Origin of the sequence: Kitasatospora sp. NPDC051170 (assembly GCF_044455705.1) — a bacterium.
Taxonomy (GTDB): domain Bacteria; phylum Actinomycetota; class Actinomycetes; order Streptomycetales; family Streptomycetaceae; genus Kitasatospora.
Window position 1 is genome coordinate 749,932 of record NZ_JBITFA010000001.1, and the last position, 21,789, is coordinate 771,720.

20 protein-coding genes are annotated in these 21,789 nt (G+C 73.2%); 5 read left to right on the forward strand and 15 right to left on the reverse strand.

Annotated features, from left to right (window positions below; genetic code table 11):
* Nucleotide 1: 1 nt before the first annotated feature.
* From ACIBCA_RS03365 to ACIBCA_RS03385, 5 genes are read right to left on the reverse strand one after another with little or no spacing between them, the layout of a single operon-like run.
* Nucleotides 2-1,936, reverse strand: a complete 1,935-nt coding sequence (locus ACIBCA_RS03365) for a phage tail sheath C-terminal domain-containing protein (protein WP_396281090.1) — start codon at nt 1,934-1,936, stop codon at nt 2-4.
* A complete protein-coding gene (locus tag ACIBCA_RS03370) occupies nt 1,933-2,388 on the reverse strand; it encodes a phage tail protein (RefSeq protein WP_031064358.1) in 456 nt (151 codons plus the stop codon). Before ACIBCA_RS03370 ends, ACIBCA_RS03365 begins: the two co-directional genes overlap by 4 nt.
* 39 nt (nt 2,389-2,427) lie before the next feature.
* Nucleotides 2,428-4,320 (reverse strand): phage tail sheath family protein, encoded by a 1,893-nt coding sequence (locus tag ACIBCA_RS03375; protein WP_396281091.1) that lies wholly within the window; start codon nt 4,318-4,320, stop codon nt 2,428-2,430.
* 36 nt (nt 4,321-4,356) lie between these two features.
* Nucleotides 4,357-5,271 (reverse strand): hypothetical protein, encoded by a 915-nt coding sequence (locus tag ACIBCA_RS03380; protein WP_396281092.1) that lies wholly within the window; start codon nt 5,269-5,271, stop codon nt 4,357-4,359.
* On the reverse strand, nt 5,268-5,867 hold the full coding sequence (locus tag ACIBCA_RS03385; protein WP_396281093.1) for a Pvc16 family protein: 600 nt from the start codon (nt 5,865-5,867) through the stop codon (nt 5,268-5,270). Before ACIBCA_RS03385 ends, ACIBCA_RS03380 begins: the two co-directional genes overlap by 4 nt.
* Nucleotides 5,868-6,013: 146 nt before the next feature.
* Here ACIBCA_RS03385 and ACIBCA_RS03390 point away from each other — a divergent pair, with 146 nt between their 5' ends.
* Entirely contained in the window at nt 6,014-6,856 is an 843-nt protein-coding gene (locus tag ACIBCA_RS03390) for a hypothetical protein (protein ID WP_396281094.1), read from the forward strand.
* A gap of 239 nt (nt 6,857-7,095) precedes the next feature.
* Here the strand turns inward: ACIBCA_RS03390 and ACIBCA_RS03395 are convergent, their stop codons facing one another.
* On the reverse strand, nt 7,096-8,943 hold the full coding sequence (locus ACIBCA_RS03395; RefSeq protein ID WP_396281095.1) for a tetratricopeptide repeat protein: 1,848 nt from the start codon (nt 8,941-8,943) through the stop codon (nt 7,096-7,098).
* A 177-nt stretch (nt 8,944-9,120) separates the two neighbouring features.
* Between ACIBCA_RS03395 and ACIBCA_RS03400 the strand changes: the two genes are divergently transcribed.
* Complete coding sequence (locus tag ACIBCA_RS03400) at nt 9,121-9,309, forward strand: hypothetical protein (protein WP_396281096.1); 189 nt, start codon at nt 9,121-9,123, stop codon at nt 9,307-9,309.
* Between the two features lie 17 nt (nt 9,310-9,326).
* Here ACIBCA_RS03400 and ACIBCA_RS03405 read toward each other — a convergent pair whose 3' ends face one another.
* The 3 genes from ACIBCA_RS03405 to ACIBCA_RS03415 are packed head-to-tail and all read right to left on the reverse strand — an operon-like array spanning nt 9,327 to nt 12,030.
* Nucleotides 9,327-9,818: a GerMN domain-containing protein gene (locus ACIBCA_RS03405; protein WP_396281097.1), complete on the reverse strand. Its 492-nt coding sequence runs from the start codon at nt 9,816-9,818 to the stop codon at nt 9,327-9,329.
* On the reverse strand, nt 9,815-11,353 hold the full coding sequence (locus ACIBCA_RS03410; RefSeq protein WP_396281098.1) for an ATP-binding protein: 1,539 nt from the start codon (nt 11,351-11,353) through the stop codon (nt 9,815-9,817). Before ACIBCA_RS03410 ends, ACIBCA_RS03405 begins: the two co-directional genes overlap by 4 nt.
* Entirely contained in the window at nt 11,350-12,030 is a 681-nt protein-coding gene (locus ACIBCA_RS03415) for a response regulator (RefSeq protein WP_396281099.1), read from the reverse strand. The genes ACIBCA_RS03410 and ACIBCA_RS03415 overlap by 4 nt, the downstream gene beginning before the upstream one ends.
* A gap of 238 nt (nt 12,031-12,268) precedes the next feature.
* On the opposite strand from ACIBCA_RS03415, the gene ACIBCA_RS03420 reads away from it, so the two are divergent.
* Nucleotides 12,269-13,030 (forward strand): polysaccharide deacetylase family protein, encoded by a 762-nt coding sequence (locus ACIBCA_RS03420; RefSeq protein ID WP_396281238.1) that lies wholly within the window; start codon nt 12,269-12,271, stop codon nt 13,028-13,030.
* Between the two features lie 144 nt (nt 13,031-13,174).
* Nucleotides 13,175-14,500: a hypothetical protein gene (locus ACIBCA_RS03425; RefSeq protein ID WP_396281100.1), complete on the forward strand. Its 1,326-nt coding sequence runs from the start codon at nt 13,175-13,177 to the stop codon at nt 14,498-14,500.
* 113 nt (nt 14,501-14,613) lie between these two features.
* Here ACIBCA_RS03425 and ACIBCA_RS03430 read toward each other — a convergent pair whose 3' ends face one another.
* The 4 genes from ACIBCA_RS03430 to ACIBCA_RS03445 form a co-directional block, all read right to left on the reverse strand.
* Complete coding sequence (locus ACIBCA_RS03430) at nt 14,614-15,552, reverse strand: NADP-dependent oxidoreductase (protein ID WP_396281101.1); 939 nt, start codon at nt 15,550-15,552, stop codon at nt 14,614-14,616.
* Nucleotides 15,553-15,621: 69 nt separating this feature from the next.
* A complete protein-coding gene (locus ACIBCA_RS03435; protein WP_396281102.1) occupies nt 15,622-16,380 on the reverse strand; it encodes an alpha-ketoglutarate-dependent dioxygenase AlkB in 759 nt (252 codons plus the stop codon).
* Nucleotides 16,364-17,557: a hypothetical protein gene (locus ACIBCA_RS03440; protein WP_396281103.1), complete on the reverse strand. Its 1,194-nt coding sequence runs from the start codon at nt 17,555-17,557 to the stop codon at nt 16,364-16,366. The genes ACIBCA_RS03435 and ACIBCA_RS03440 overlap by 17 nt, the downstream gene beginning before the upstream one ends.
* Before the next feature lie 91 nt (nt 17,558-17,648).
* Complete coding sequence (locus tag ACIBCA_RS03445; RefSeq protein ID WP_396281104.1) at nt 17,649-18,035, reverse strand: nuclear transport factor 2 family protein; 387 nt, start codon at nt 18,033-18,035, stop codon at nt 17,649-17,651.
* Nucleotides 18,036-18,139: 104 nt separating this feature from the next.
* On the opposite strand from ACIBCA_RS03445, the gene ACIBCA_RS03450 reads away from it, so the two are divergent.
* Nucleotides 18,140-18,595 carry a MarR family winged helix-turn-helix transcriptional regulator gene (locus ACIBCA_RS03450; RefSeq protein ID WP_396281105.1) on the forward strand — a complete coding sequence of 152 codons (456 nt, stop codon included), beginning with the start codon at nt 18,140-18,142 and terminating at the stop codon, nt 18,593-18,595.
* Between the two features lie 39 nt (nt 18,596-18,634).
* Here ACIBCA_RS03450 and ACIBCA_RS03455 read toward each other — a convergent pair whose 3' ends face one another.
* Nucleotides 18,635-20,311: a protein kinase gene (locus ACIBCA_RS03455; RefSeq protein ID WP_396281106.1), complete on the reverse strand. Its 1,677-nt coding sequence runs from the start codon at nt 20,309-20,311 to the stop codon at nt 18,635-18,637.
* Between the two features lie 235 nt (nt 20,312-20,546).
* Nucleotides 20,547-21,698 carry a PucR family transcriptional regulator gene (locus tag ACIBCA_RS03460; RefSeq protein ID WP_396281107.1) on the reverse strand — a complete coding sequence of 384 codons (1,152 nt, stop codon included), beginning with the start codon at nt 21,696-21,698 and terminating at the stop codon, nt 20,547-20,549.
* Between the last annotated feature and the right edge of the window lie 91 nt (nt 21,699-21,789).

Genomic DNA, 21,789 nt, shown 5'->3' on the forward strand with positions numbered 1-21,789 from the left:
CTCACCCCGCCACGGCGACGTCGCCGTCCGCGTCCTGGGCGATCCGCAGGACGAGGTACTCCAGGGGCTGGGCGGGCGCCACCCCGATCTCGGCGACCAGCCGGCCGAGGCCCTGCGACCAGCCGGGGTTGAGCGCCTCGTCGCAGCGGACGAAGAACGCCTGGGCCTCGGTGGCTCCGGCGAAGGCCCCGCCCCGGTACAGGTCGCGCAGCAACTGCGTGACGGCGCCCCGCAGTTCGGCGCGCAGCTGCGGGGAGTTCGGCTCGAAGGCGAGGCTCTGCGCCTGCCGTTCGAGGACCAGCCGCAGCATGGTCATCAGCCGGCGCACGCTCAGCTGCCGGTAGTCCGGGTCGCCGGAGAGCGTACGGGCGGAGGCCAGCCGGAAGCCGTCCCGCTCGGCGGCGAAGACGTCCACGCCCAGCAGGTGGAGTTCGTCGCGCTCGGCCGCCACCGGCAGGTCGGCGGCCGTCACCGCGCCGACGGCGAGGGCGTTGGCCGGGCCCCAGGGGATGCCGAGCCGGTGCTCGCGGTCGGCCGCGATCCCGGCGGCGAAGGCGGAGGGCGGCACCAGGACGGCCCGCAGCTGCGGGTCCTCCGGGTCGACCACACCCAGCCAGGGGTGGTGGGCGGCGGCGTAGGAGCTGTCGAACGCGGCGCGCCAGTGCGCGATCTGCCGCAGCGCCAGCCCGGGCGGCACGTCCAGCAGGGCGACGAAGCGGCGCTGGCGCTCCGCCAGGTCGACCAGCCGCCGCTGCCGGCGCAGGATCTCCGCGAGGCCCTCCGGGCTGCGGCCGTCGAGCAGGACGGCGCGTTCGGGCTGCGCCGGGTAGACCAGCGGGACGGGCGGGGGCGGGCAGGGCACCCCGGCGCCGGGCCGTTCCGGGGGCTCGGTGGTGCGGCCGGGCACCAGGTAGTCCCAGAACAGGTCGGGCACGGAGAGCAGGGCGACCTCCGGCTCCAGGGCGAGGCGGTCCAGGCCGATGAACGCGGCGGTGTCGTCGGCGCTCTGCGGGCCGCCGACGGGGAACAGCTCGGGCGGCACGTCCCCGAAGAGGCTGTCGGCCGTGATCGCCGACCAGCGGTCCGCGCCCGGGCGGTCGGGGGTGGAGTCGACGGCGGGGAGGGTGGCGTCCGGGGGCAGCAGCACCTCGGGCCAGCCGGTGTCGGGGGCGATCAGCAGGGACTCGGCGGTCAGCACGTCCCGGGCGAAGCGCGGGTGCTCCGCGCAGAGCCCGAGGTCGGTGAAGCGCTCCTGCCGGTTCAGGCCCGGGTCGGAGTCGGTGACGGTGACCGTGGCGGTGATCACGCCCACGTCGAGGGCGGCGCCGGGCGTGGCGGCGGGCGCCCGGTCCAGGACGGCGGCCCGCCCGGCCGACTCGACCACCCGGAAGAACTCCCCGGCGGGCGCCAGCCCCGGCCCGCGCAGCCGCAGCAGGGTGCCGACGGGCGCGGCGAGCGCCTCGGGCAGGGCGAGCCCGCGCCCGTCCACTCCACCGGTGAAGCTCCGGGTGGCGGCGAACTCCCAGCGCACGGCCAGCAGTTCACCCCACCGCCCCTCGTCGGCGGCGAGCAGCCCCAGCACCGTGGGCCCGCCCAGCCTGATGACATGGCGGGCCACGGCGGTCAGCGCCGCCGGGTCGGGCGCGCGCGGCAGCGGCGAGACCCGCAGCACGTACGCCCGGCTGCCGCCCTGCGCGAAGAACGCCCGCACGGCGTACGGCAGCAGCCCCCGCCCCTCGAAGGCCCCGAACCGCTGGACGTACTCCGTCCACCGCTCCACGGCCACCGGCCGGTCCACCGGCCCGCGCGGCGCCACCCCGACGAACCCGGCCACATCCAGCCGCACCGGCCGGAACGCGACCGCCGGCCGCCGTGCGTCCCGGTAGACGCCCGGCGCCCCGAGCGCCAGCCCGGGGCTGCTGGTCGGCGTGCTCATAGCGACGCGAAGTCGATCCGCTCGGCGACGAGGTGGAGTTCCTCCATCGCCACCTCGCCGCCGCCCTTGCCCGCGAGGGTGGGGCCGACCCACTTCTTGGGCTGGGCGGCGTGCAGGGTCCAGGCGCAGACGGCGGTGCGGGCCTCGTCGTAGAGGGTGACCACGACGGTGCGGGGGTCGTGGCGGCCCTCGCGGGTGTCCTTGATCCAGTTGAAGAGCCGCAGGTCGCCGATGATGCCGCGCTTGAGGGTGACGTCGTCGGTGACGTTGGTGTTGGCGATCTTGCGGACGTGGTTCTCCTTGTCGTTGCCGTTGCGGTACTCGGAGAACTTCACCTCGTTGCCCGCGCCGGTGAAGTCGGAGAAGCCGCCGGCGATCTGGTCCTCTCCCCCGGCGTCGCCGAGCTTGACGAGGAAGTTGAAGGCCCCGTACGGGTTGTTGCGGACGGCCATGCTGCTGCCTCCTGATCAGGGACGGGATGCTCGCGCCGCTCAGACGGCGGGCGCGTCGGCGGTGAACTGGCCGATCCGGAAGATCACGAACTCGGCCGGGTAGGTGGGCGCCACCCCGACCAGGCAGATCATGCGGCCGTTGTCGATGTCGTTCTGGGTCATGGTGGTGCGGTCGCACCGGACGAAGAACGCCTCCTCGGGCTTGGTGCCCATCAGCGCGCCGCTCTTCCAGGTGACCAGCAGGAAGTCCTCGACCGACTGCCGGACGGAGGCCCAGAGCCGCTCGTTGTTGGGCTCGAAGACGGCCCACTGGGTCGACTTGTCGATGGAGTGCTCGAGGTAGATGAACAGCCGCCGGACGTTGACGTACTTCCACTCCGGGTCCGAGCTCATGGTGCGCGCGCCCCAGACCCGGTTGGACCGGCCCTCGAAGAAGCGCAGCGCGTTGATCCCCTCGGGGTTGAGCACCGACTGCCGGTCGTACGTCACGTTGGTGACGAACTCGCTCATCCCGTGCACGACTTCGTTGGCCGGGGCCTTGAACACCCCGCGCTCGAGGTCGCTGCGGGCGTAGATCCCGGCGACGAAGCCCGAGGGCGGTACGTCCAGCATGGGCGTGGGCCCGCCCGGGTCGGGCCGCCTGGTCGGGTCGACGATGCGCAGCCACGGGTAGTAGAGGGCGGCGTAGGTGCTGTCGAACTGGGAGCGGAAGCGGCGCACGCCGGAGACGGAGCTGTCGGCGGGCGGGTCGACGATCGCCATCCGGTAGCGCAGCCGCTCGCAGTGGGCGATCAGCCCGTCCACCGCCGTCTGCTCCTGCTGCTCCGCCAGGGCGACGGTGTCGGGCATGGCGACGACGGCGATGTCGTCGACCTCGCCGAGCGCGGTCAGGCCGGTGGCGGGCTGGTGGGGGTCGTCCGGGGAGGCGGCCTGACCGAGCAGGTCGTCCGCCGTCGGGTCCTCGCCGTTGCCGCCGCCGGTGAGGAAGCCGCGGTGGCGGGCGTCCAGCTTCAGCAGCTCGGTGAGCCGGTCGCCCGGGGAGACGGCGGCCCCGGCGGCGGGGGGCGGCAGCTCCAGCCAGACGAGGGCGAACTCGTCCGCCGGGTCCCGGGGTTTGAGCACGTTCTCGATCGAGCGCGGGTGGAGCCGGTCGAGTTCGAGCTCGTTGTAGACGTCCACCCGGTCGGTGCCGAGCTGGACGCTGACGGCCAGCGTGATGTGGAAGGCCGCCTTGCCCGCGGTGGGGGCGTCGACCCCGCCCTGGGCGTTGCGGTAGCCGAGGGTGCCGTCGGCCGCACGGTCCACGATCCTGATCGTGGCGGCGGCGGGCTGCGTACGGTCGTCGGGCGGCGCGGGTTTGCCGTCGGCGCCCAGGTCGAGCACCTCGACGGCCGCGCCCGGCTGGACCCCGGTGAGCCTGACGGTGGTCGTGCCGTTGGCGCTGGACGAGATCAGGACGTTCTTGCTGCGCCGGAAGGCCACGGCCACGCTGATCCGGCTCCCGGCCGCGCCGGGCCAGCGGGCCCACCAGCGCAGCAGGGGCGTGCCCGTCGGCGGGGAGGCGAGGGAGGCGAAGTTCTTGGGCACGTCGATGTCGGTGACGCCGTTGGTCGTCTTCTTGACGAACGGGAAGACCCGGGAGACGTACAGCCGGCGGCCGCCGTTGGCGAAGAAGGCGCGGGCCGCCAGCGCCACCTGGCTGACGGTGTCGTCGTCCAACGTCAGCCCGCCGAAGGCGCGTTCGTACTCGGTGAAGCTGGTCACCAGCGTCGGCCCGGGCACCAGGACGGGCCCGCCGGGGATCTGGTACGGCACCGGGCCGTAGGCCGTCCGCCCGGCCATGCCGAAGGTGCTGGTGGGCACGCCTTCGATCGACCGGGAGCGAAAGCTGGTCTCCTCGACGTAGACGCCTGGGGTCAGGTACTCGGGCATGCGCGCGGGCCTCCTCGGTCTCGGGTCAGACTCGGGTCAGGTGTGGGGCAGGTCGGTGGCGGGCAGCACCCGGCCGACGGTCAGGCTCCGCAGGACGTCCCGGGTGGAGCCGCGGTAGCCGGACGGCAGGGCAACACCCCGCAGCACCGGGTTGTCGAGGTCCTGGTCGGTGGGCGGGGCCTGACTGCGCGGCAGGTCCTCCACCACCAGGTCGGCCAGCGGGTCCTCCGGGTCCACCGGGTCCACCGCCACTGCCCGGTCAGGGACGGCGGTGCGCAGCACCACGTCGAAGGCGGAGGGCGTGGGCGGCGCCAGCGCGCCGATGCCGTCCACCAGCAGCAGCACCTGGCCGTGCTCGTCCCCGTGCGCCCAGCCGACCCGCATCCCGCCCGCGCCGAACGCCTCGACCCTGGGCCAGCGCACCGGCGCGCCCCGGTCCGTGACGCGCAGCCGCAGGCCCGTGACACCGCCGGTGACGGGGTACGCCACGCCGGGCAGCAGCCAGGGCCGCAGCAGCCGGGAGGCCGCCGGGACGTAGGCGGCGGTGGGCGGGCGGTCGTCCGCGCCGGTGAGCTCGGGGAGCGTCCACAGCGGCAGCCGCAGGCGGCGCGGGACGAAGCGCCGGCCCGGGTCGTCGAGGCGCAGCACGACCGCCCGGCTCCGCACCCCGCCGGCCCCGCTGCCGTAGCGCAGCACCCAGCCGGAGGCGCCGTGGTTCTCCAGGGGCCGCACGGGCCCGCCGGGCGCCGGGGCCTCGCGCCCGATCTCGCGCCCGACGCGCAGGCCCCCGGCCGTACCGGTGGTGCGCGCGTCGAGCGGGCGGACGGCGAGGGCGAGCCGGTGCAGGACGTCCACCCGGCCGGCGTCGACGGTGATCGCGTCGCCCGCGCCGGGGGCGGTGGTCATCGACCCGTCGGTCATCGGCCCGTCGGTCATCGGCCCGTCGGTCATCGGCTCGTCCGGGACAGGCGGGAGGTCACGGTGGTGACCTGCTCGGCGACGGGCTCGGGCGCGCCGTCGATGCGGACCACCCGGGCCAGGTAGGGCAGGCAGAGCCGGTAGTCGGTGGTCATCGCCTGGAACGCCTCGCTCAGCGAGTCCATGGCCAGTTCGTCCGAGACCACCTGGACCATGTCCCCCGGCTCCCAGGCGCCGCTGGGGTCGAGCGTCGGGCCGGTGAGGACGGCCTCGCTCTCCAGGGTCCGCGCGGCCAGGCCCAGCCACTCCAGCTCGAAGTCGACGGTGTGGTCCCAGGCGGCGAGCATCATGTGCATCCTCAGCGGCAGCCGCGGCAGCCCGTCCTGGGCGGAGACGGCGCCCCAGCCGGCCCGGGTCTCGCGGTCGATGCTGAGCCGGTAGCAGTACACCGACACGGCCGGGTAGGCGATCACCGCGCCGGGGGTGTCGACCTTCTCGAAGTCCAGCGGCCCGGCGAGCACCGCCAGCGGCCGCCTGCCGCGGCCGTCGGGGATCTCCTCCGTGAAACGCCGGTTGAGCAGCGCGACCACGCTGCGTCCGACGGCGGCGAGTGCCCGGTATCCAGCCATGGTCCGATGCTCGGCCCCGGCCGTCACCGCAGCGTTGCCGCCGCCCGGCGATGCCCGGGCGACGGTGCGGTGACAGTGCCCGGCGCACACTCGACGGGCCTGGCGCTCCCGTACGCAGGAGCCCCCTCCCACCCCGGAGTACGCCCATGACCTACGGAACCCCGCACCCTTCCGGACACGGCTGCTGCGACGTGGACGCCATCGACGAGCTCACCTGCAAGGCGGCGGGCATCAAGCGGCAGGCCGTCGTCACCGACGAGAGCCTGCTGACCCTGACCCCGTTCCGGGCCGCCCTCGCCACCGCGAAGACCGACTACTGCAAGGCCCGGGCCACCGCCAAACCCGACGTCAAGGCGGCCGAGGACGTGGTGAAGGCCGTCCGCGAGACGCTGCGCTGCCGCCTCGACGAGGAGCAGCGCGAGTGCGTCGAGCGGGCGGTCCAGAAGGTCTGGACCCGCATCGAGGAGTGCGTCGGTGAGCCCGGCTGCCGCGAGTACACCTGCGACTTCCCCACCGAAGGCCACCAGGGCGACCCGGCCCCCAAGCTCGCCGGCCTGATCGCCCACTACCGGGAGGAGGTCACCGCCGCCTCCAAGTACTTCACCGACGTCCTCCAGGCCGAACTGACCGCCCTCCCCAAGCGCGCCGCCCAGCTCAAGGCCGACGCCGCCCAGCTCACCCACGACGCCGCCGACCCGGCCCAGCCCCCGGTCGACCTGTACGTGCGGCTGCTGGTGCTCGACCGCCAGGTCAAGGGCGTCTGGAACGGCTTCCCGGGCGTTCACGACTACGTCGACTGCCTCTGCCGCACCCTGATGTTCATCCTCAGGGGCTGGGAGGCGATCGTCATCCTCGAAGGCTGGCTCGCCGTCCGCGCCTGCAAGGACAAGGCCCACGACGACCAGTGCAGGCACCTCCTCGAACACACCGTGGACGAGGTCCGCGCGGAGGTCGCCAAATGCCCCCCGGGCGACTGCGGCCCCTGCTGACCCCCCGACACCACCCGTCCGCACCAGCCGCACCACCGGCGCCGCCGCAGGGCCGTCCCTCGCGGCGGCGCTCGTCGTGATGGTCTGCCAGCTTGGCATGTACGCAATGTTTCCGCAGTGTTGAGCACCGTGAAATCGCCCGAGGTCTCCTACCCCTGTGCGGCCGCCGCCGTCGAGGTCGCCGCCCTCCGGCAGCGTCGAGCGGCCTGACGGGCTGACGGGCTGACGGGCTGACGGGCTCACGGCGTGAGGTGGGCCCGGCTCCGGCGCACGACCACGGTGGCGGGGTGCTCGGGGCCCAGCACCCGCGCCTGGTCCTCGGCCAGCTCGGCCAGCAGCCGGGCCGCCTGCCCCCGCTCCCCGGCGTCCCTGACGTGGAGGGCATGGCTGTGGCGGGCGAGGAGGGTGTCGGGGTGGTCCGGGCCCAGCACCCGCGCCCGGTCCTGGACCAGCTCGGCCAGCAACCGGGCCGCCTCCCGATGCTCACCCGCCTCACCGAGGTTCACGGCACGGCTGTGGCGTGAGGCCAGGGTGTCAGGATGGTCACGGCCGATCGCCCACGCCTGGTCCGTGGCCAGTTCGGCGAACAACCGGGCCGCCTCCGAGTGATCCCCGACGTCTTCCGCATTGAAGGCATGCCTGCGGCGCGAGACCAGAGTGTCGGGATGGCCGGGCCCCAACACCCGCGCCTGGTCCTGGATCAGCTCGGCCAACAGCCAGCCCGCCTTCCCCTGCATCCCGGCCTCCCCGACCTTGACAGCATGGCTGTGGCGGGTGAGGAGGGTGTCGGGGTGGTTCGCGCCCAGCAACCGGACCCGGTCCTGGATCAGCTCGGCCAACAGTCGGGCCGCCTCCCGGTGCTCACCGGCCTCACCGAGGTTCACGGCGTGAGTGTGGCGGGTGGTGAGAGTGTCGGGATGATCGGGGCCCAGCACCCGCAGCTGATCCTGGATCAGCTCGGCCAGCAACCGTGCCGCCCTCCGAGGCTCCCCCGTCTTCCCGACCTCGAGGGCGTGGTTATAGCGGGAAGTGAGGGTGTACGGGTGGCCCGAGCCCCGGAACCCTGCCTGGATCGCGACCAGTTGCTCCAGCTTCCGCGCCTCCTCCTGGGGCTCGCCCGCCTCCGCAGGCTCGGCACTGCTCACTGGGTTGTCCCGGTTGTCCGGGAGAACCGGTGAACGGCTCTCGGCCTCGGCCGGGACCGCGTCGTGGAGTTCATCGGTGATCCGCCGAAGGGCCTGTTCGTCGGTGTCGTTGACCTCGATCGCCCGGGCCAGCGCCTGGTCGATGTCGTCCCCCACCGGGTCGGCCGTGACGGCGCTACCGCCCGACCCCGTAGACGAACCCTCGTCCACCACCCGGCCGGGTTCCCGGGTGCGCAACCGGTCGAGTTCGTCGGCCAGTTCGTCGACCCTGCGCTGGACCCGGGCGGCCAGCTCCTCGGCCTGACGCTGCTTGTCCCGCGCCCGGGCGAGCTCCTCCTTCGCCCGGCGCTCCTGGTCCAGCGCGCGGGCGAGCCGTTGCTGCGTGTCCTCCAACTCCCGGCCGTCACCGGCCCGCTGGAGGAGTCCGTCGCGCTCGGCGGACAGGCTCTGCACCCGGCCCGCCAGGGTGTTGATCATGCCGAGCAGCACCATGACCAGCTGCGCGGAGTTCTGAGCCGCCTTGTACAACTCGGTCTGCTGCTCCAGGGCGTGGGTGAGCCGCTCGTACGTCTCCACCTGCTGCGCACGCACCCGCTCCAGCTGCCCGGCCAGGTCCTCCCCGCCGGCCCGGCGCGGCTGCTCCTTCGGGTGACGCACCGCGTGCAGCAGCCGGTCCGCCTCGGCCTGCAGCAGCCTCCGCCGCTCCGGCTCGGGGACGGTGACGCGCAGCAGCGCGGCCACGAACGCCGCCTCGGGCACCCTCCTGCCGGACAGGAAGTCCCCGGTGAGCGTGGTCGAGCAGTGCATCCGCTCGGCGGCCGCGGTCATCGTCAGGTCGCTGCCGTCCACGCGCGCCCGCAGGAAGAGCGCCAGGGCCTCACCCTCGGGCGTCTGCGCCCAGATCGACCCCCATGGCCGGCCGCCTCGGCCGTGCTGAGCCATCGTCAACTCCACTTTCTGGGACGACTCTTGTCCGGGGCCGTCCCGGGACAACCCGTGGTTGTCCGGACTCTACCTGCGCGAACGCCCTCCTGACTTCGGGACTACCGATCCCGCCCGCACGCTTCTCCTGGGCCGCCGGACGCTCCGCCGGCCCCGCACTACGCACCGGAGGAAGCCATGACACCGCCCGACCCCACCCCGCTCCTGACGGTCCGCACCGCACTGATCCTGCTCGCGGCAGCCGTCATCGGCCTGGCCGTCGGCGGGCTCACCTTCCTGGGCGGCGGACCCACCCCCACGGCGGTGCTGGCCGGCCTGACCGGCGCCGGCGTGAGCGTGCCGGTGCTCACCAAACTGATCGGCTGAGCGCGGGCGCGCCCCGGTCAGACGGTGCGGTGCAGGTCGCACTCCTGCTGGATGGCGGCGGGGGCGTCGCTGCTGACGATGGCGACCCTCGGTGGCGCGCCGGTGGTCGGGGCGTCCTCGGTGGTGCAGACGAGTTGCTGGATCGCCGGGTCGGAGAGGGATGCGGCGGACCAGGAGAGGCGCAGGGTGACCGTGCCGGGGGTGACGGTGGCCTGGACCCGGGCGCCTGCGGGCAGGTCGCTGAACAGGCCGGAGCGGGTTTCGGCGCGGTCGGGTCCGGCGGCCAGGGTGTCGAGAGTCTGCTGGAGGCCCTGCCGGGCGCCCGACCGGATGGTCGGATGGATGCCGTGCTGGTCGAGGAAGTACAGCCTGGTCCCGGGCTGGATGCCGGTGGCGGGCTGCCCGCTCCTCACCGGCCCGGTGCCGGAGATCGAGCAGCCGCAGATCGACACGCCGCAGGCGAGCAGCAGGGTGGCGGCGCGGGGAACCAGGCGGCGGCGGATGCTCACTGTTCGTCCTCCGGTGTGACGGGGCCGCGGGGCAGGACGAGGGTGAACACCGCGCCGCCGGAGGGGGAGTTGGCGGCCCCGATGAGGCCGCCGTGCAACCGGGCGTTCTCCTGGGCGATGGCGAGGCCGAGTCCGCTGCCCTCGGAGCGGGCCCGGGAGGTGTCGGCCTTGTAGAACCGGTCGAACAGGTGCGGGAGTTCGGCGGGCGGGATGCCCGGCCCGTGGTCGGTGACGGTGAGGACGAGTTCGTCGTCCGCGCCCCGCAGAGCGAGCCGTACGGGCGGGCGGCCGTGCCGCAGGGCGTTTCCGGCCAGGTTGGCGACGATGACGTCGAATCGGCGCGGGTCGAGCCGTACGGGCAGGGCGGCGGGCAGGTCGAGCTCGACCCGGTCGCTCCAGCCGCGCAGGTCGAGGCTCTCGCGGACGGCGGCCGCCGCGTCGATGGCGTCGAGGTGCAGCGGCGCGGCTCCGGCGTCCAGGCGGGAGATCTCGATGAGGTCGTTGACCAGGCGGGTCAGCCGCACGGTCTCGTTGCCGATCAGGCGCAGGGCGGCGGCGGTGTCCGCGGGCAGGTGTTCGGCGTCCTCGTCGAGGATGTCCGTGACGGCGAGCATCGCGGCCAGCGGGGTGCGCAGTTCGTGGGAGACGTCGGCGGCGAAGCGCCGGCCCTGGGACTCGACGGCGCGCAGTTCCTCGATGGTGCCCTGGAGGGTGCGGGCGCTGTGGTTGAAGGTCTTGGAGAGCTGGGCGAGTTCGTCGTGCCCGGTGACGGTGAGGCGGGTGTCGAGCTTCCCCTGGGCGAGGGCGCGGGCGGCGTCGCCCAGGGCCCGCACCGGCCGGAGGACCTGGCGGGCGGCCAGCAGGGCGAACCCGGCGGCCAGCACTGCGGCGAAGGCGCCGGCCCCGGCCGCTGCGGCCAGCAGGGCGTCGGCGGCGCCCTGCTCGCGGTCGAGCGGGAGCAGGGCGTAGACGGTGAGGCCTGAGGGGCCCGAGGGTCCCGAGAGTCCGCCGCCGGCGGCGTAGGTGACGGGGACGCCGACGGCGAGCCAGGGGTGGCCGTCGGCGCTGAAGCGCTGGAACGCGGCGCGGCCGGTGCCGACGGTGTGCTGGAGGGTCGGCGGGACGGCGACGGGCTGGCTCCACTCGGAGTGGTCGGTGCCGTGGGAGGCCAGGATCCGCCAGTCGCGGAACCCGCCGGTTCCGGACAACTCCAGGGCCAGGCGGTCGAGTTCACCCTGGGTCGGCGGGAAGGGCAGGGCCGGGGCGAGCACGTCGATGCGGCGGCGCAGCTCGTCCAGGGTGGTGTCCTTGGTCAGGTCGAGGGTGGAGGTGGTGGCCGCCCGGTAGGTGAGCGCGGCGGTGGCCAGCGCGCTCAGGGCCGCGACGGCGACGAAGGCGGCCAGCAGCCGCGGCCGCAGCCCCGCGGCGGCGCGGCGCAGCCGGAGCAGCCGGGGCGGGCGCGTCGGGGCTGCTCCGGCTGCGGTCCCGGCGCCGGTCGCAGCGGAGGGCGCAGCGGAGGGCGCAGCGGAGGTCACAGCGGCCCGAAGCGGTAGCCGAAGCCGCGGACGGTCTGGATGTAGCGCGGCTCGGAGGGGTTGTCCTCGATCTTGACCCGCAGCCGGTTGACCCCGGCGTCGACCAGGCGGATGTCGTCCTGACGCCCCAACCCCCAGACGGATTCCAGGAGTTGCTCGCGACTGAAGACCCTGCCGGGGGCGGCGGCCAGCTCCAGCAGGAGGCGCAGTTCGCTGGGCGCGAGCGGCAGCGGGACGCCGCGCTTGGTGACGGTCAGCGCCGCCCGGTCCAGCACCAGGTCCCCGTGGGCCTCCCGCTCCGCCTCCGGGCCGGGCCCGCCCGCGCGGCGCAGCACGGCGCGGATCCGGGCGTCCAGGACCCGGGACTGCGTGGGCTTGACCACGTAGTCGTCCGCTCCGGCCTCCAGGCCGAGGACGGTGTCGACGTCGTCCCCGCGCGCGGTCAGCATGATCACCGGGACCGGCCCGGCCCGCCGCAGCCGTCGGCACACCTCGAAGCCGTCGATCCCGGGCAGCATGAGGTCCAGCACGACCAGGTCCGGCGGCTCCGCGTGGGCCCGCTCCAGCCCCTCCTCGCCGGAGGCGGCGGCGCGCACCTCGTGCCCCTGCCGGCGCAGGCCCAGCGCCAGCGCCTCGCGTACGGAGTCGTCGTCCTCGATCAGCAGTACCCGTGCCATGGCAGCCAGTATCCGGGCCCGACCTGCGGGAACGCGGCTCCGGCGCGTGGCCGGGGCGGGTTGTTGCGAAACGCTCATACGCAGCTCACGGGCCCCGCAACCGGGCGGCCGAGGGTGGTGGACACCGAGACACGAACCCCTGCGAGGAGCAACAGCCGTGCGCCACCACCACGACCGGTCCCCGATCCGGACCGACGGGACCCCGTCCACCTGGTACCCGCAGGCCGCCCGGGTGAGGATGCCCCGGCGGCGGCGGAGGGCGGCCCTCCAGGTGCTGGCACTGGGCCTGGCCGCCGCGACCATGCTGGGTGTCGCCGGGGCGGTGGACGGGGCCCCCTCCCCCTCCGCCACCACCGAACCCGCGTCCGCCCCGAACCGGGACCTGCCCACTCCCCTGGTGGACATGACCATCTCCCGCCGGTCCGAGGACCCCGGCAGGACCGTCAACCTGACCATCGACGACGGCCCCGATCCGCAGTGGACGCCCAGGTTCCTGGACGTCCTCGCCCGCAACGGCGCCAAGGCCGTCTTCTGCATGCTCGGCCCCAACGCCGAGGCCCACCCCGGCCTGGCCAGGCAGGTCGTGGCAGCCGGCCACCGGCTGTGCGACCACAGCGTCAGCCACGACACCGCCATGGACCACAAGGACGTCGCCTACCAGCAGCAGGAGATCGTCGACGGCCTGCGGATGATCCAGGACGCCACCGGCGGCGCCCCCGTCCCGTACTACCGCGCCCCGGGCGGCGCCTTCACCCCCGAGAGCCGCCAGATCGCCGCCGCCCACGGCATGCGGCCGCTCGGCTGGAACGTCGACACCCGCGACTTCGAACGCCCCGGCGTCGAGAAGATCCTCGAGACCACGAGGGAGCAGCTGCGCATCGGCCCGACCGTCCTCCTCCACGACGGCGGCGGGAACCGCACCCAGACGCTCCAGGCCCTGGAGCAGCTCCTGCCCTGGCTCAAGGCCGAGGGCTACACCTTCAGCTTCCCGCAGCAGTGACCCGTCCGGCGGAATCGGGGTCCCCTGACCGTGGAACATGCGATTCGTGGACCGACCCGCCACCCCGGCCCCGCCATGCTCGGAGCTTCAGCCGCCAGCCGTCAGCCGTCAGCCGTCAGCCGTCGCCAGTGCACCGGAGCCGCCATGTCCTCGCCCAGCAGCCCGCCCGCGTCGCCCGGCCGGTGGGGCGTACGGCGGATCGCCGTCGCCGTGCCGGCCGTGGCCCTCCTCGTCCTGGCCGGTGTAGCCGCCGCCGGGATCGACCACCCCGTGCACGAGGTGATGCAGCACGGGCGCCGCCTGGCCGTCGTGCTGGTCTGCTCGGTCGTCGGCCTCGCGCTGGTCGCCTGGCTGCTGCTGCGGCCCCGCCCCGGCAAGCCGTCCACCCTGGGCTGGTTCAGCGTCGGCGTCAGTGCGCTCTGCCTGCTCGCCACCCTGTTCGTCTGGGTCTCCGTCGCGGCGGACGACACCGTCGCCGGCGCCCCCGGCACGGTGGTCACCACCCAGGCGGCGGCCGGCTCCTACCTGCGCGGCGAGGGGCGCGAGGGCCTCCAGCAGATCCCCACCGGGGTGATGATCCAGACCGCGCAGTTCACCGACGCCAACAACGTCCGCCTCACCGGCTACGTCTGGCAGCGCCTGCCCGCCTCGGCCGACCCCAAAACCGCCGGCATCGAACTGCCCGCCGCCGTCGACGGCGGCACCCTCGAGCAGGTCTCGCTGCGCCCCAACGACGACGGCACCCAGACCATCGGCTGGAAGATGCGTGCCACCCTGCGCGAGACCTTCGACTACACCCACTACCCCCTCGACCGGCAGGTCATCTGGTCCACGATGTGGGCCAAGGCCCCCGGCACCGTCCTGGTCCCCGACTTCGCCGCCTACCCGCCCTGGGAGCCGGAGGCCAACCTCGGCCTCTACACCGGCATGGTCACCGGCGAATGGCGCATCCACTACACCGCGTTCTCCCTCGGCGAGTCCACCACCCGCACCACCTTCGGCAACACCACGGCCACCACCGACGCCACCATCCCGGCCCTGCACTTCTCCACCGGCATCACCCGCGAGTTCCTCAGCCCCCTCCTCGACCGGCTGATCCCCCTCATCGTCATCACCCTCCTCGTCTTCGCCTCCCTCTTCGTCGTCACCACCGACTCCGACCGCCGCTCCCTGGCCGGCTTCTCCACCTGGACCGTCATCGGCTTCTGCGGCGCCATGATGCTCGTCGTCGCCGTCCAGCACAGCTCCCTGCGCTCCACCACCGGCTCCGCGGGCGTCGTCTACGCCGAGTACTTCTACTTCATCCTCTACCTGGTCATCGCCCTGGTCGCCTTCAACGTCGTCGAGTACACCTCCACCCGCCGCTTCGCCTTCCTCGACTGGAACGGCAACCTCGCCGCCAGACTCCTCTACTGGCCCGTCGTCACCGTCCTCCTCCTCGCCACCACGGTCGGCGTCTTCCTCCTCTGACGGACGGGCGGGCGAGGACGAGGCGGCCTCGCCCACTCGGCATCCGACAGCTCATGACGACGCACCATGACCGACATGATCCACCATCACTTGATCAGCTTTGAGGACGATCTCTAGGGTACGAGCACGATCTTGCCCTGGACCCGTCCGGTTTCGCTCAGCTCGTGGGCCTTCGCGGCCTCGGTGAGCGGGAGGGTCTCGGAGATCGTGGGTCGTATGCCGTGCGCGTCGACGAGCTCGGCGAAGGCGGTCAGTACGGCGGGGGTGGGTTCCAGGAAGAACTCCACGAACCGCACGCCGAGTTCGGCGGCGCGGGCCATGACCGCGGTGCGGTCCACGCCGACGCCGACGACGTCGACCAGGATGCCCCCCGGCTTGAGGGTGGGCAGGGAACGCGGGCCGTAGTCGTTGCTGACGGTGTCGAGCACGGCGTCGATGTCGCGCAGGGTCGAGAAGTCCCGGGCCGTGTAGTCGATCAGCTCGTCGGCGCCGAGTCCGCGCAGGTATTCGTGCTTGGCGGCGCGGGAGGTGCCGATGACGTACGCGCCGCGAGCCTTGGCGATCTGTACGGCGAGGTGGCCGACACCGCCGGCCGCGCCGTGGATCAGCACCCGCTGTCCCGGCTGTACGTCGGAGAGGGTGATCAGGGCCTGGTAGGCGGTGAAGCCGGAGATCGGCAAGGCGGCGGAGCCGACGTGGTCGAGAGTGCGCGGCTTGGGCGCGATGCGGTCTTCGGTCACCACCACGTGGTCGGCATGGCTGCCCTGCGGCGGGACGGTCCAGCCGTAGACCTCCTCGCCCATCGCGAACCGGGTCACGCCCTCGCCGACGCCCTCCACCGTGCCACTGAACTCGTGGCCGAGGACGAACGGCGGCGGTCCGAAGAAGTCCACCTTGCCGATGCGGACCTTCCAGTCCGCGGGGTTCATACCGGTGGCGCGTACACCCACGAGCACCTCGCCGGGGCCCGGGGAGGGAGTGGGTATCTCGGCAAGTTCCAGGACGTCGGAGCCGCCGATGGTCTGCTGGGTGATCACGCGTGTCATCGTCATGCCGAGCATTCTGCGCCAGATGATCATGAGACGGAAACAGTTTCACCGCCCGCACCCTCTGGCAGCGGTTCAGGCGGGCGGGGTCAGGTCGCTCGGGCTGACGGTGTAGGTGAGCGGCGGGTAGGCGAAGTCCGTTTCGGTGTTCTCGCGGCGGCGCAGGGCGTAGAACTCGCGTTGCTGGTCGTCGTCGGCGAGGGTGAGGCGGGTGCCGTTCGGGAGGTGGGGGTGGCCGTCGTGGTAGTGGAGGGGGGTCTTGGAGGTGCGGTAGGTGACGCCCAGCCACTGGTTGTCCGGGGCGGGGGTGTCGAGGACGATGCGGTGGCGGAGGCGGCGGTTCGTGGCGGTGGAGAACACGACGACGCCGTGGTGGGCGAGGGGGATCTCGAACGGGGCGCCGGCGTCGGGGGCCTTGGGTTCGAAGATCAGCTTTCGGGGCGGGCCGGCGTCCGGGTGGCGGTAGCAGGAGAGGACGGCGATCGAGGAGTCCTCGGCCAGGTCGAGGGCCTGGTCGGAGTGGGCGCCCATGGTTCGGTAGGTGTTGGTGTAGGTCTCGATGAGGGCGTTGTTGAACGCGTGCGGGAGCGCGGCGAGGTGCTGGATCCGCTGCGCCAGCCGCTCGTGCACGGCCGTGAAGCGCTGCGCCGGGGTGGCGTAGCGCGTGGTGGTGCGGACGAGGGGCACGCCGCCCGTGTCGTCGACTCGGGTGAGGACGGCGCCCCGGCGGCCCTTGCCCGTGTCCTCCCAGCGGACGGAGGCGGCGAGTTCCGCGAAGAGGTCGGGGCCGGCGGGCAGGGCGAAGGTGGAGACGACGCTAGATACGGGGTGCACCGTAGTCCCCCGCGTTCATACTGAAGAGCAGTTCGTCGCCGTAGTCGACGACGGACGAGGAGCGGTTCTCCTCCGCGTACAGCCGGCGCAGTTCCTCCATGCCCGCCTCGGTGGGCGGTTCGAGTTCGGTCAGGCCGCCGGGCGCCTTGAGGTAGGTGAGGCCGTCCCTGTGGACGGCCTCGGCCTTCGAGCAGCGCACCACGTACCCCAGCCGGGTGGGGAGCAGCGCGGCGTCCAGGGCCGAAGGGCGGATCTCGTGCGTGTAGAGGCGGTTGGTGGAGAGCGGCATGAAGAAGACGGAGCCGGGGTGGAGGGTCACCGTGAACTGGGCGGGCAGTGAAGTGTCCTGGGCTTCCTGGTCTTTGAGTCGGAATCGCAGCCGGGTGAGGCCGCTGACGCCCTTCACGCCCAGGTCGAAGGCGTCCTCGGCGAGGGGCTGGAGGCCGTCGAGCCCGTCGTAGAAGGTGCAGAAGGCCATGATGCCGTTGCCGGGCATGTCCTTGGTCTTGTCGGCGTGGGAGGAGATCCGGGCCTTGGCCTGCTTGCGCTCCGCCGTGGCCGGCGTGTTGTGGTAGGTCTGCGCGAGGACGTGGTTCAGGGGCGCGTGGCCCCGGAAGAGGGTGTCGGCCTCGCGGTTCAGGTCGTCGACGATGCCGGTGTCGGTCGGGCCGAAGCCCTCGGTGGGCCCGGACAGGTTGGTGGAGCAGCGGAGCAGACGGAAGTGCAGGTCGTCGCCGTCGCGCGTGACGGGCGTGAGGTAGATGCCGCTGCGGTGGGCGCTGCCGGGTTTGGTGGATTCGGTCAGGGACTGGAACTCGTGCTCGGCGCGGATGCGCGCGAAGTGGTCGTCGGCGGGGTCGAAGAAGCGGGGGTAGTACGCGCCGACGCCGTGGACGCGCCGGGGCACCCGGCCGAGGCCGGTCTCCGTCCACTTCCCGTCATGGCCCTCCGACAACTCGCGGATGACGAACACCCGCTCAGCGCCCGGCAGTTGGCCGATCCTCGACACATCGCCGCACAGGTGGACGGTCTTCCCCGTGAGGTCCGGCGACGCGCCCGAGGCGAGCTCCTCCGGGGTGATCCGGGTTCCGAAGAAGTCCCCGATCACCCCGGAGGGCGCGACCAGCACGTGGCCCGCGTCCTCGATCCGCGCTTCCGCCTGCCGTGTTGCGCCCATCGGCTACCGTCCCCCGGAAAGAATCTTGACCCCTTTCCCGACGGGACGCCGGGCGCACTCACGCGGTTCCGCAGGTCAGCAGGTCAGCGAGTCAGCGCGCGCTGCCGAGGTCCCGGTCGGCGTCGGAACCCTCCAGCATCAGGGTGGTCTCCTCGATGCGGCGGAAGCGGCCGTCGGCGGCGAGTTCGGCGAAGACGTAGACCTCCATGCGGACGGAGGAGCCGTCGGTCTTGCGGACGTCGACGACGTGCCGGTCCGCGTAGAGGTCGCCCTGGGCGAGCTCCTCGAAGACCTGGACCTCGCCGCCGACCACGATCTCGCGCAGGTGGGCGATGTGCGCGGCGAACTCCGCGCGGTCGGCCCAGCTGCCGTCGGTGCGCTGGCGGTAGTCGGGGGCGAAGTGGCGGTCGAGGGCCTCGTCGAGGGGGAGTCCGGGGGTGAGGAGCAGGTCGGTGAGAGCGGTGGCGATGTCGGTCATGAGAGGTCTCCCCAAGGTCGTACGGAACCGAGAAATGCGTGCGTCGAGCACGCATTCACAGCGTACGACAAACTACGTGCGTTGCGCACGCTAAACTTGGGGGCATGCCGGAAGACGTAGGACACGAGATCGCCGAAGCCCTCGGAACGCTGCTCAAGCGCGGCACCCGCGCCCAGCTCTACGGCCGCCTCACCGAGGGCCTCGGCGAGGCCGTGGACGAGACCACCTACCCCGTCCTCAGCGGCCTCGACCGCACCGGCCCGCGCAGCGCGGCCGACCTCGCGGGCGAGATCGGCCTCGACCGCTCGGGCGTGACCCGCCGGGCCACCCGCCTGGAGGAGGCCGGACTGCTGCGCCGCGAACCCGACCCGCACGACCGCCGGGCCACCCTGCTCGCCCTCACGGAGGACGGACGGCGGGTGGTCGACACCACCCGCCGTCGGCTCGCCTCGCACATCGAGGAGTCGCTGGCCTCCTGGCCACCGGAGGAGGCCCGCAGCTTCGCGCGGCAGCTCCACCGCTTCGTCACCACGGGCCCGTTCTCACAGCACTCGAGGTAGGCGACGCTTCCACCGCCCTCTCGGGCGCCTGTCGCCGCCTCAGCCCGTCCCGTACAGGGCGGCCGCGATGGCGGCCCGCATCTCGGCGGCGCTCGCGTACCGGTCCTGCGGATCCCGCTCCATCGCCCGCATGATGACGGTCTCGTACGCGGCGGGCAGCTCCGGGGTGAGTTCACTCGGCGGCACGATGGCCCCGTCCACCACGCGGGAGAGGATCTCGGGGAAGCTCACTCCCGCGAACGGGAGCTGTCCGGTGCACAGTTCGTAGAAGGTGACCCCGGCCTGATAGATGTCGGTGGCCGCCGTGGGCTCCGCACCGGTGTAGGTCTCCGGGGGCGCGTAGCTGAGCGATCCCATCACGGTCCCCTCCTCGCGCAGGGACACCCCGCCCTGGACGTGGGAGATCCCGAAGTCGAGGATCTTCACCGCACCGTCCGGCGTCAGCATGATGTTGTGGGGCTTGATGTCACAGTGGATCACCCCGGCCCGGTGGGCGGCGTCCAGCCCCGACAGCACGTCGTGGACGGCCTCCGCCGCCTCGTCCGGCGACAGTTTCCCGTCCCTGGCCAGTGCCGAGAGCGACGCCCCCGACACGTACTCCATCACGATGAACCGGCCGTCCTCGCCCTCGCCCACGTCGTAGATCGCGGCCACGTTCGGGTGGTTGAGCGCCGCGACCGCCCGGGCCTCCGTCCAGAAGAACCTCTGCCCGAACGCATCGTCCTCTCTGGGCGGCTTGACCATCTTCACGGCGACCATCCGGCTCAGGAAGCGGTCGAAGGCCAGCTTGACCTCGCCCATGCCGCCCTGGCCGATGAGCGAGACGGTCTCGTAGCGCTTGCCGGTCGCCTCGGGCGCCTGGTGCGCGCCGCCCACCCTCTGCCCGCCGTAGCTCCACCCGCCACCGGGCCGCTGGAACCGGCGCTCCGCCAGCGCCCGCAGGTGCGTGCCCGGGGCGGGGCGCGGTGCGGCCTCGGGGGCGCTGGGCCGGAAGGCCGGGTTGCGGGCGATGACCAGGGCGCCCGAGGTGTCGGTGCCCGTACGGTCCGGGGTCGGCCGGCCCTTCTCCGCCAGGGCCGTCTTGACCTGGGCGTACGCGGTGTCGACGGTGATCTCGGCCTGCCCGCCCGCGATGCCGTGGACGAGCACCCGCAGCAGCTCGCCCGTGAACGCCGTGTACGGCTCGCCGACCGGGGCGAGCGCGGGCAGGTCGTGGCGGGCGGAGCTGATGACCACCGCTCCCGCCGTCGCCACCTGGGCGCGCAGCGCGTCGGCCTCGTCGGCCATCAGCCCGTGGGCCTGCCCGCTGAAGCAGCTGTCGAGGATGACGACCCGGCGCTCCGCCCGCGTCTGGGTGAGGGCGGAGCGCAGCCAGGTGAACGGCATGCACGTCCAGGGCTCGTTCTGCCGGGAGCCGGCGAGCGAGATCGAGTACCGGAGCTCCTCGTCGAGGTGGCCGTGCCCGCCGTAGTAGACGAGCAGGGTGTCGGTGGCCTCGGCGGCGGCCCGGCGGACGGGGTCGATGAGGTCGAAGGTGTGACGGGGGTCGGTGACGACCGTGCAGTGCGACGGGGGAAGGCCCCAGCCGAACTCCGAGGTGAAGAAGCCGGCGAGGCCCGCGAGGTTGTTCCGGACCGCCGGAAGGGGCGGCAGGTGGTCGTAGTAGGCGACCCCGGCCAGCACCACCCGGGAGGCTTCCGGACGAGGCAGCGGCATCCGCCCGCTACTCGCCCTGCGGCGCGAGCCGGCGCGGGCCCCGGTGCGACGACTCGCCGTCCACGCGTATGCGGTACTCCGGCACGCCCGTTCCTCCCCCTCGGTCGCAGCCCACCGCTGGTGTGAACTGACGTGCCGTCATTATGTCTTGTCGTTCCTTGACCGAAACGGATTACGGGTGAAGCGCCGGATGAAGCACCGGATGAAACGCCTGGGCGAGCACCGCGGAAGGCCGTCAGCCGGTCCGGACTCCGACCGCGAGGGTCAGTTCGAGGACCCGGTGCGGCGAGGCGAGATCCGGGAACAGCTCCCGCAGCTGTGTCATCCGGTACCGGACGGTCTGGGGGTGGACGAACAGCGCCGCCGCCACCTCCTCCCGCCTGCCCTGGTGGAGCAGCCACGCCCGCAGCGTCTCCTCCAGCCGCAGCGCGGTCGCGGCGGGCAGCGTCCGCAGCGGTGCGAGGGCGCGGGCGCGCAGGTCCGCGAACGCGTCCGGGTCGGCGCTCAGTACCAGCTCGGGCAGGTGGTCCTCGGTGTCGCGGATCTCGGAGGAGAGGGAGCGCGCACGCAGGGCGCGTGCGTACGAGGCGGACGCGCGCGCCCATGGCCGGGCCGGGCCGACCACGGCGGAGCGGTCGGTCAGCTGGCGCAGGAGGTGTGACCGGTCGGCGTCGCGGTCGGCATCGGGGACGAGCAGCACACCGGTGGCGTCCGGCAGATCGTCGAGCACGAGGGTGCCCGGGTCGAGCGCGCGGTAGGCGGGCCGGGCCTGGGCGGCGGGCAGCAGGACGGCGGTCAGCGAGACCGGGGGCGGCCACCCGGCCCGCTGCGCCGAGGCCAGCAGCACGTCCGTACGCGCGCCGGCGAGGAGCTCGCGGGCCAGGTGTTCCAGGTGGCGCTCGTGGGCCCTGCCCCGGGCGGCCAGTTCGTCGGCGTGGCCCGCGGCGCTCGCGGCGGAGAGCTCGTCGATGTAGGCGAAGGTCAGCTCGGCGAACTTGGCGACCTCGGCGGCGGGCAGACCCGCGGGGACGGCACCCGCCGCCAGGCATCGCCAGGCCACCCGGGCGCCGACGCGGTAGGCGCTGAGCAGGGCGTCCATCGACCGGCCGTCGCGCACCTCGCCGCGGCCCAGGTCGTAGGCCGCGCCACCGGCGTCGCCACCCGTGGCGTTCCCGCTCGCGAGGTCCAGATAGTGCCCCAGGGCGGTGCGGACGGCCCGGCGGATGGTGTCGCCCATACGGCCCGACAGGGCGTTGGCGTACGGAGGGACCTCGTCGATGATCGCCTCGACGACCTCGTCGGCGGTGGCCGCCAGCTCGGCCCGAAGCGCTGTGACCGTCGTCTCGTCCAGGACCAGCTCACTGGCCCTCCGGATTGCATGGCTCACGTTCTTCGTTCCCTTTTGTTCCCTGCGAACAATTCCGCCGACCAGATTCACGTCCTACGGTCAGGACTTTACGCCGCGAGGCGCAGCAAGC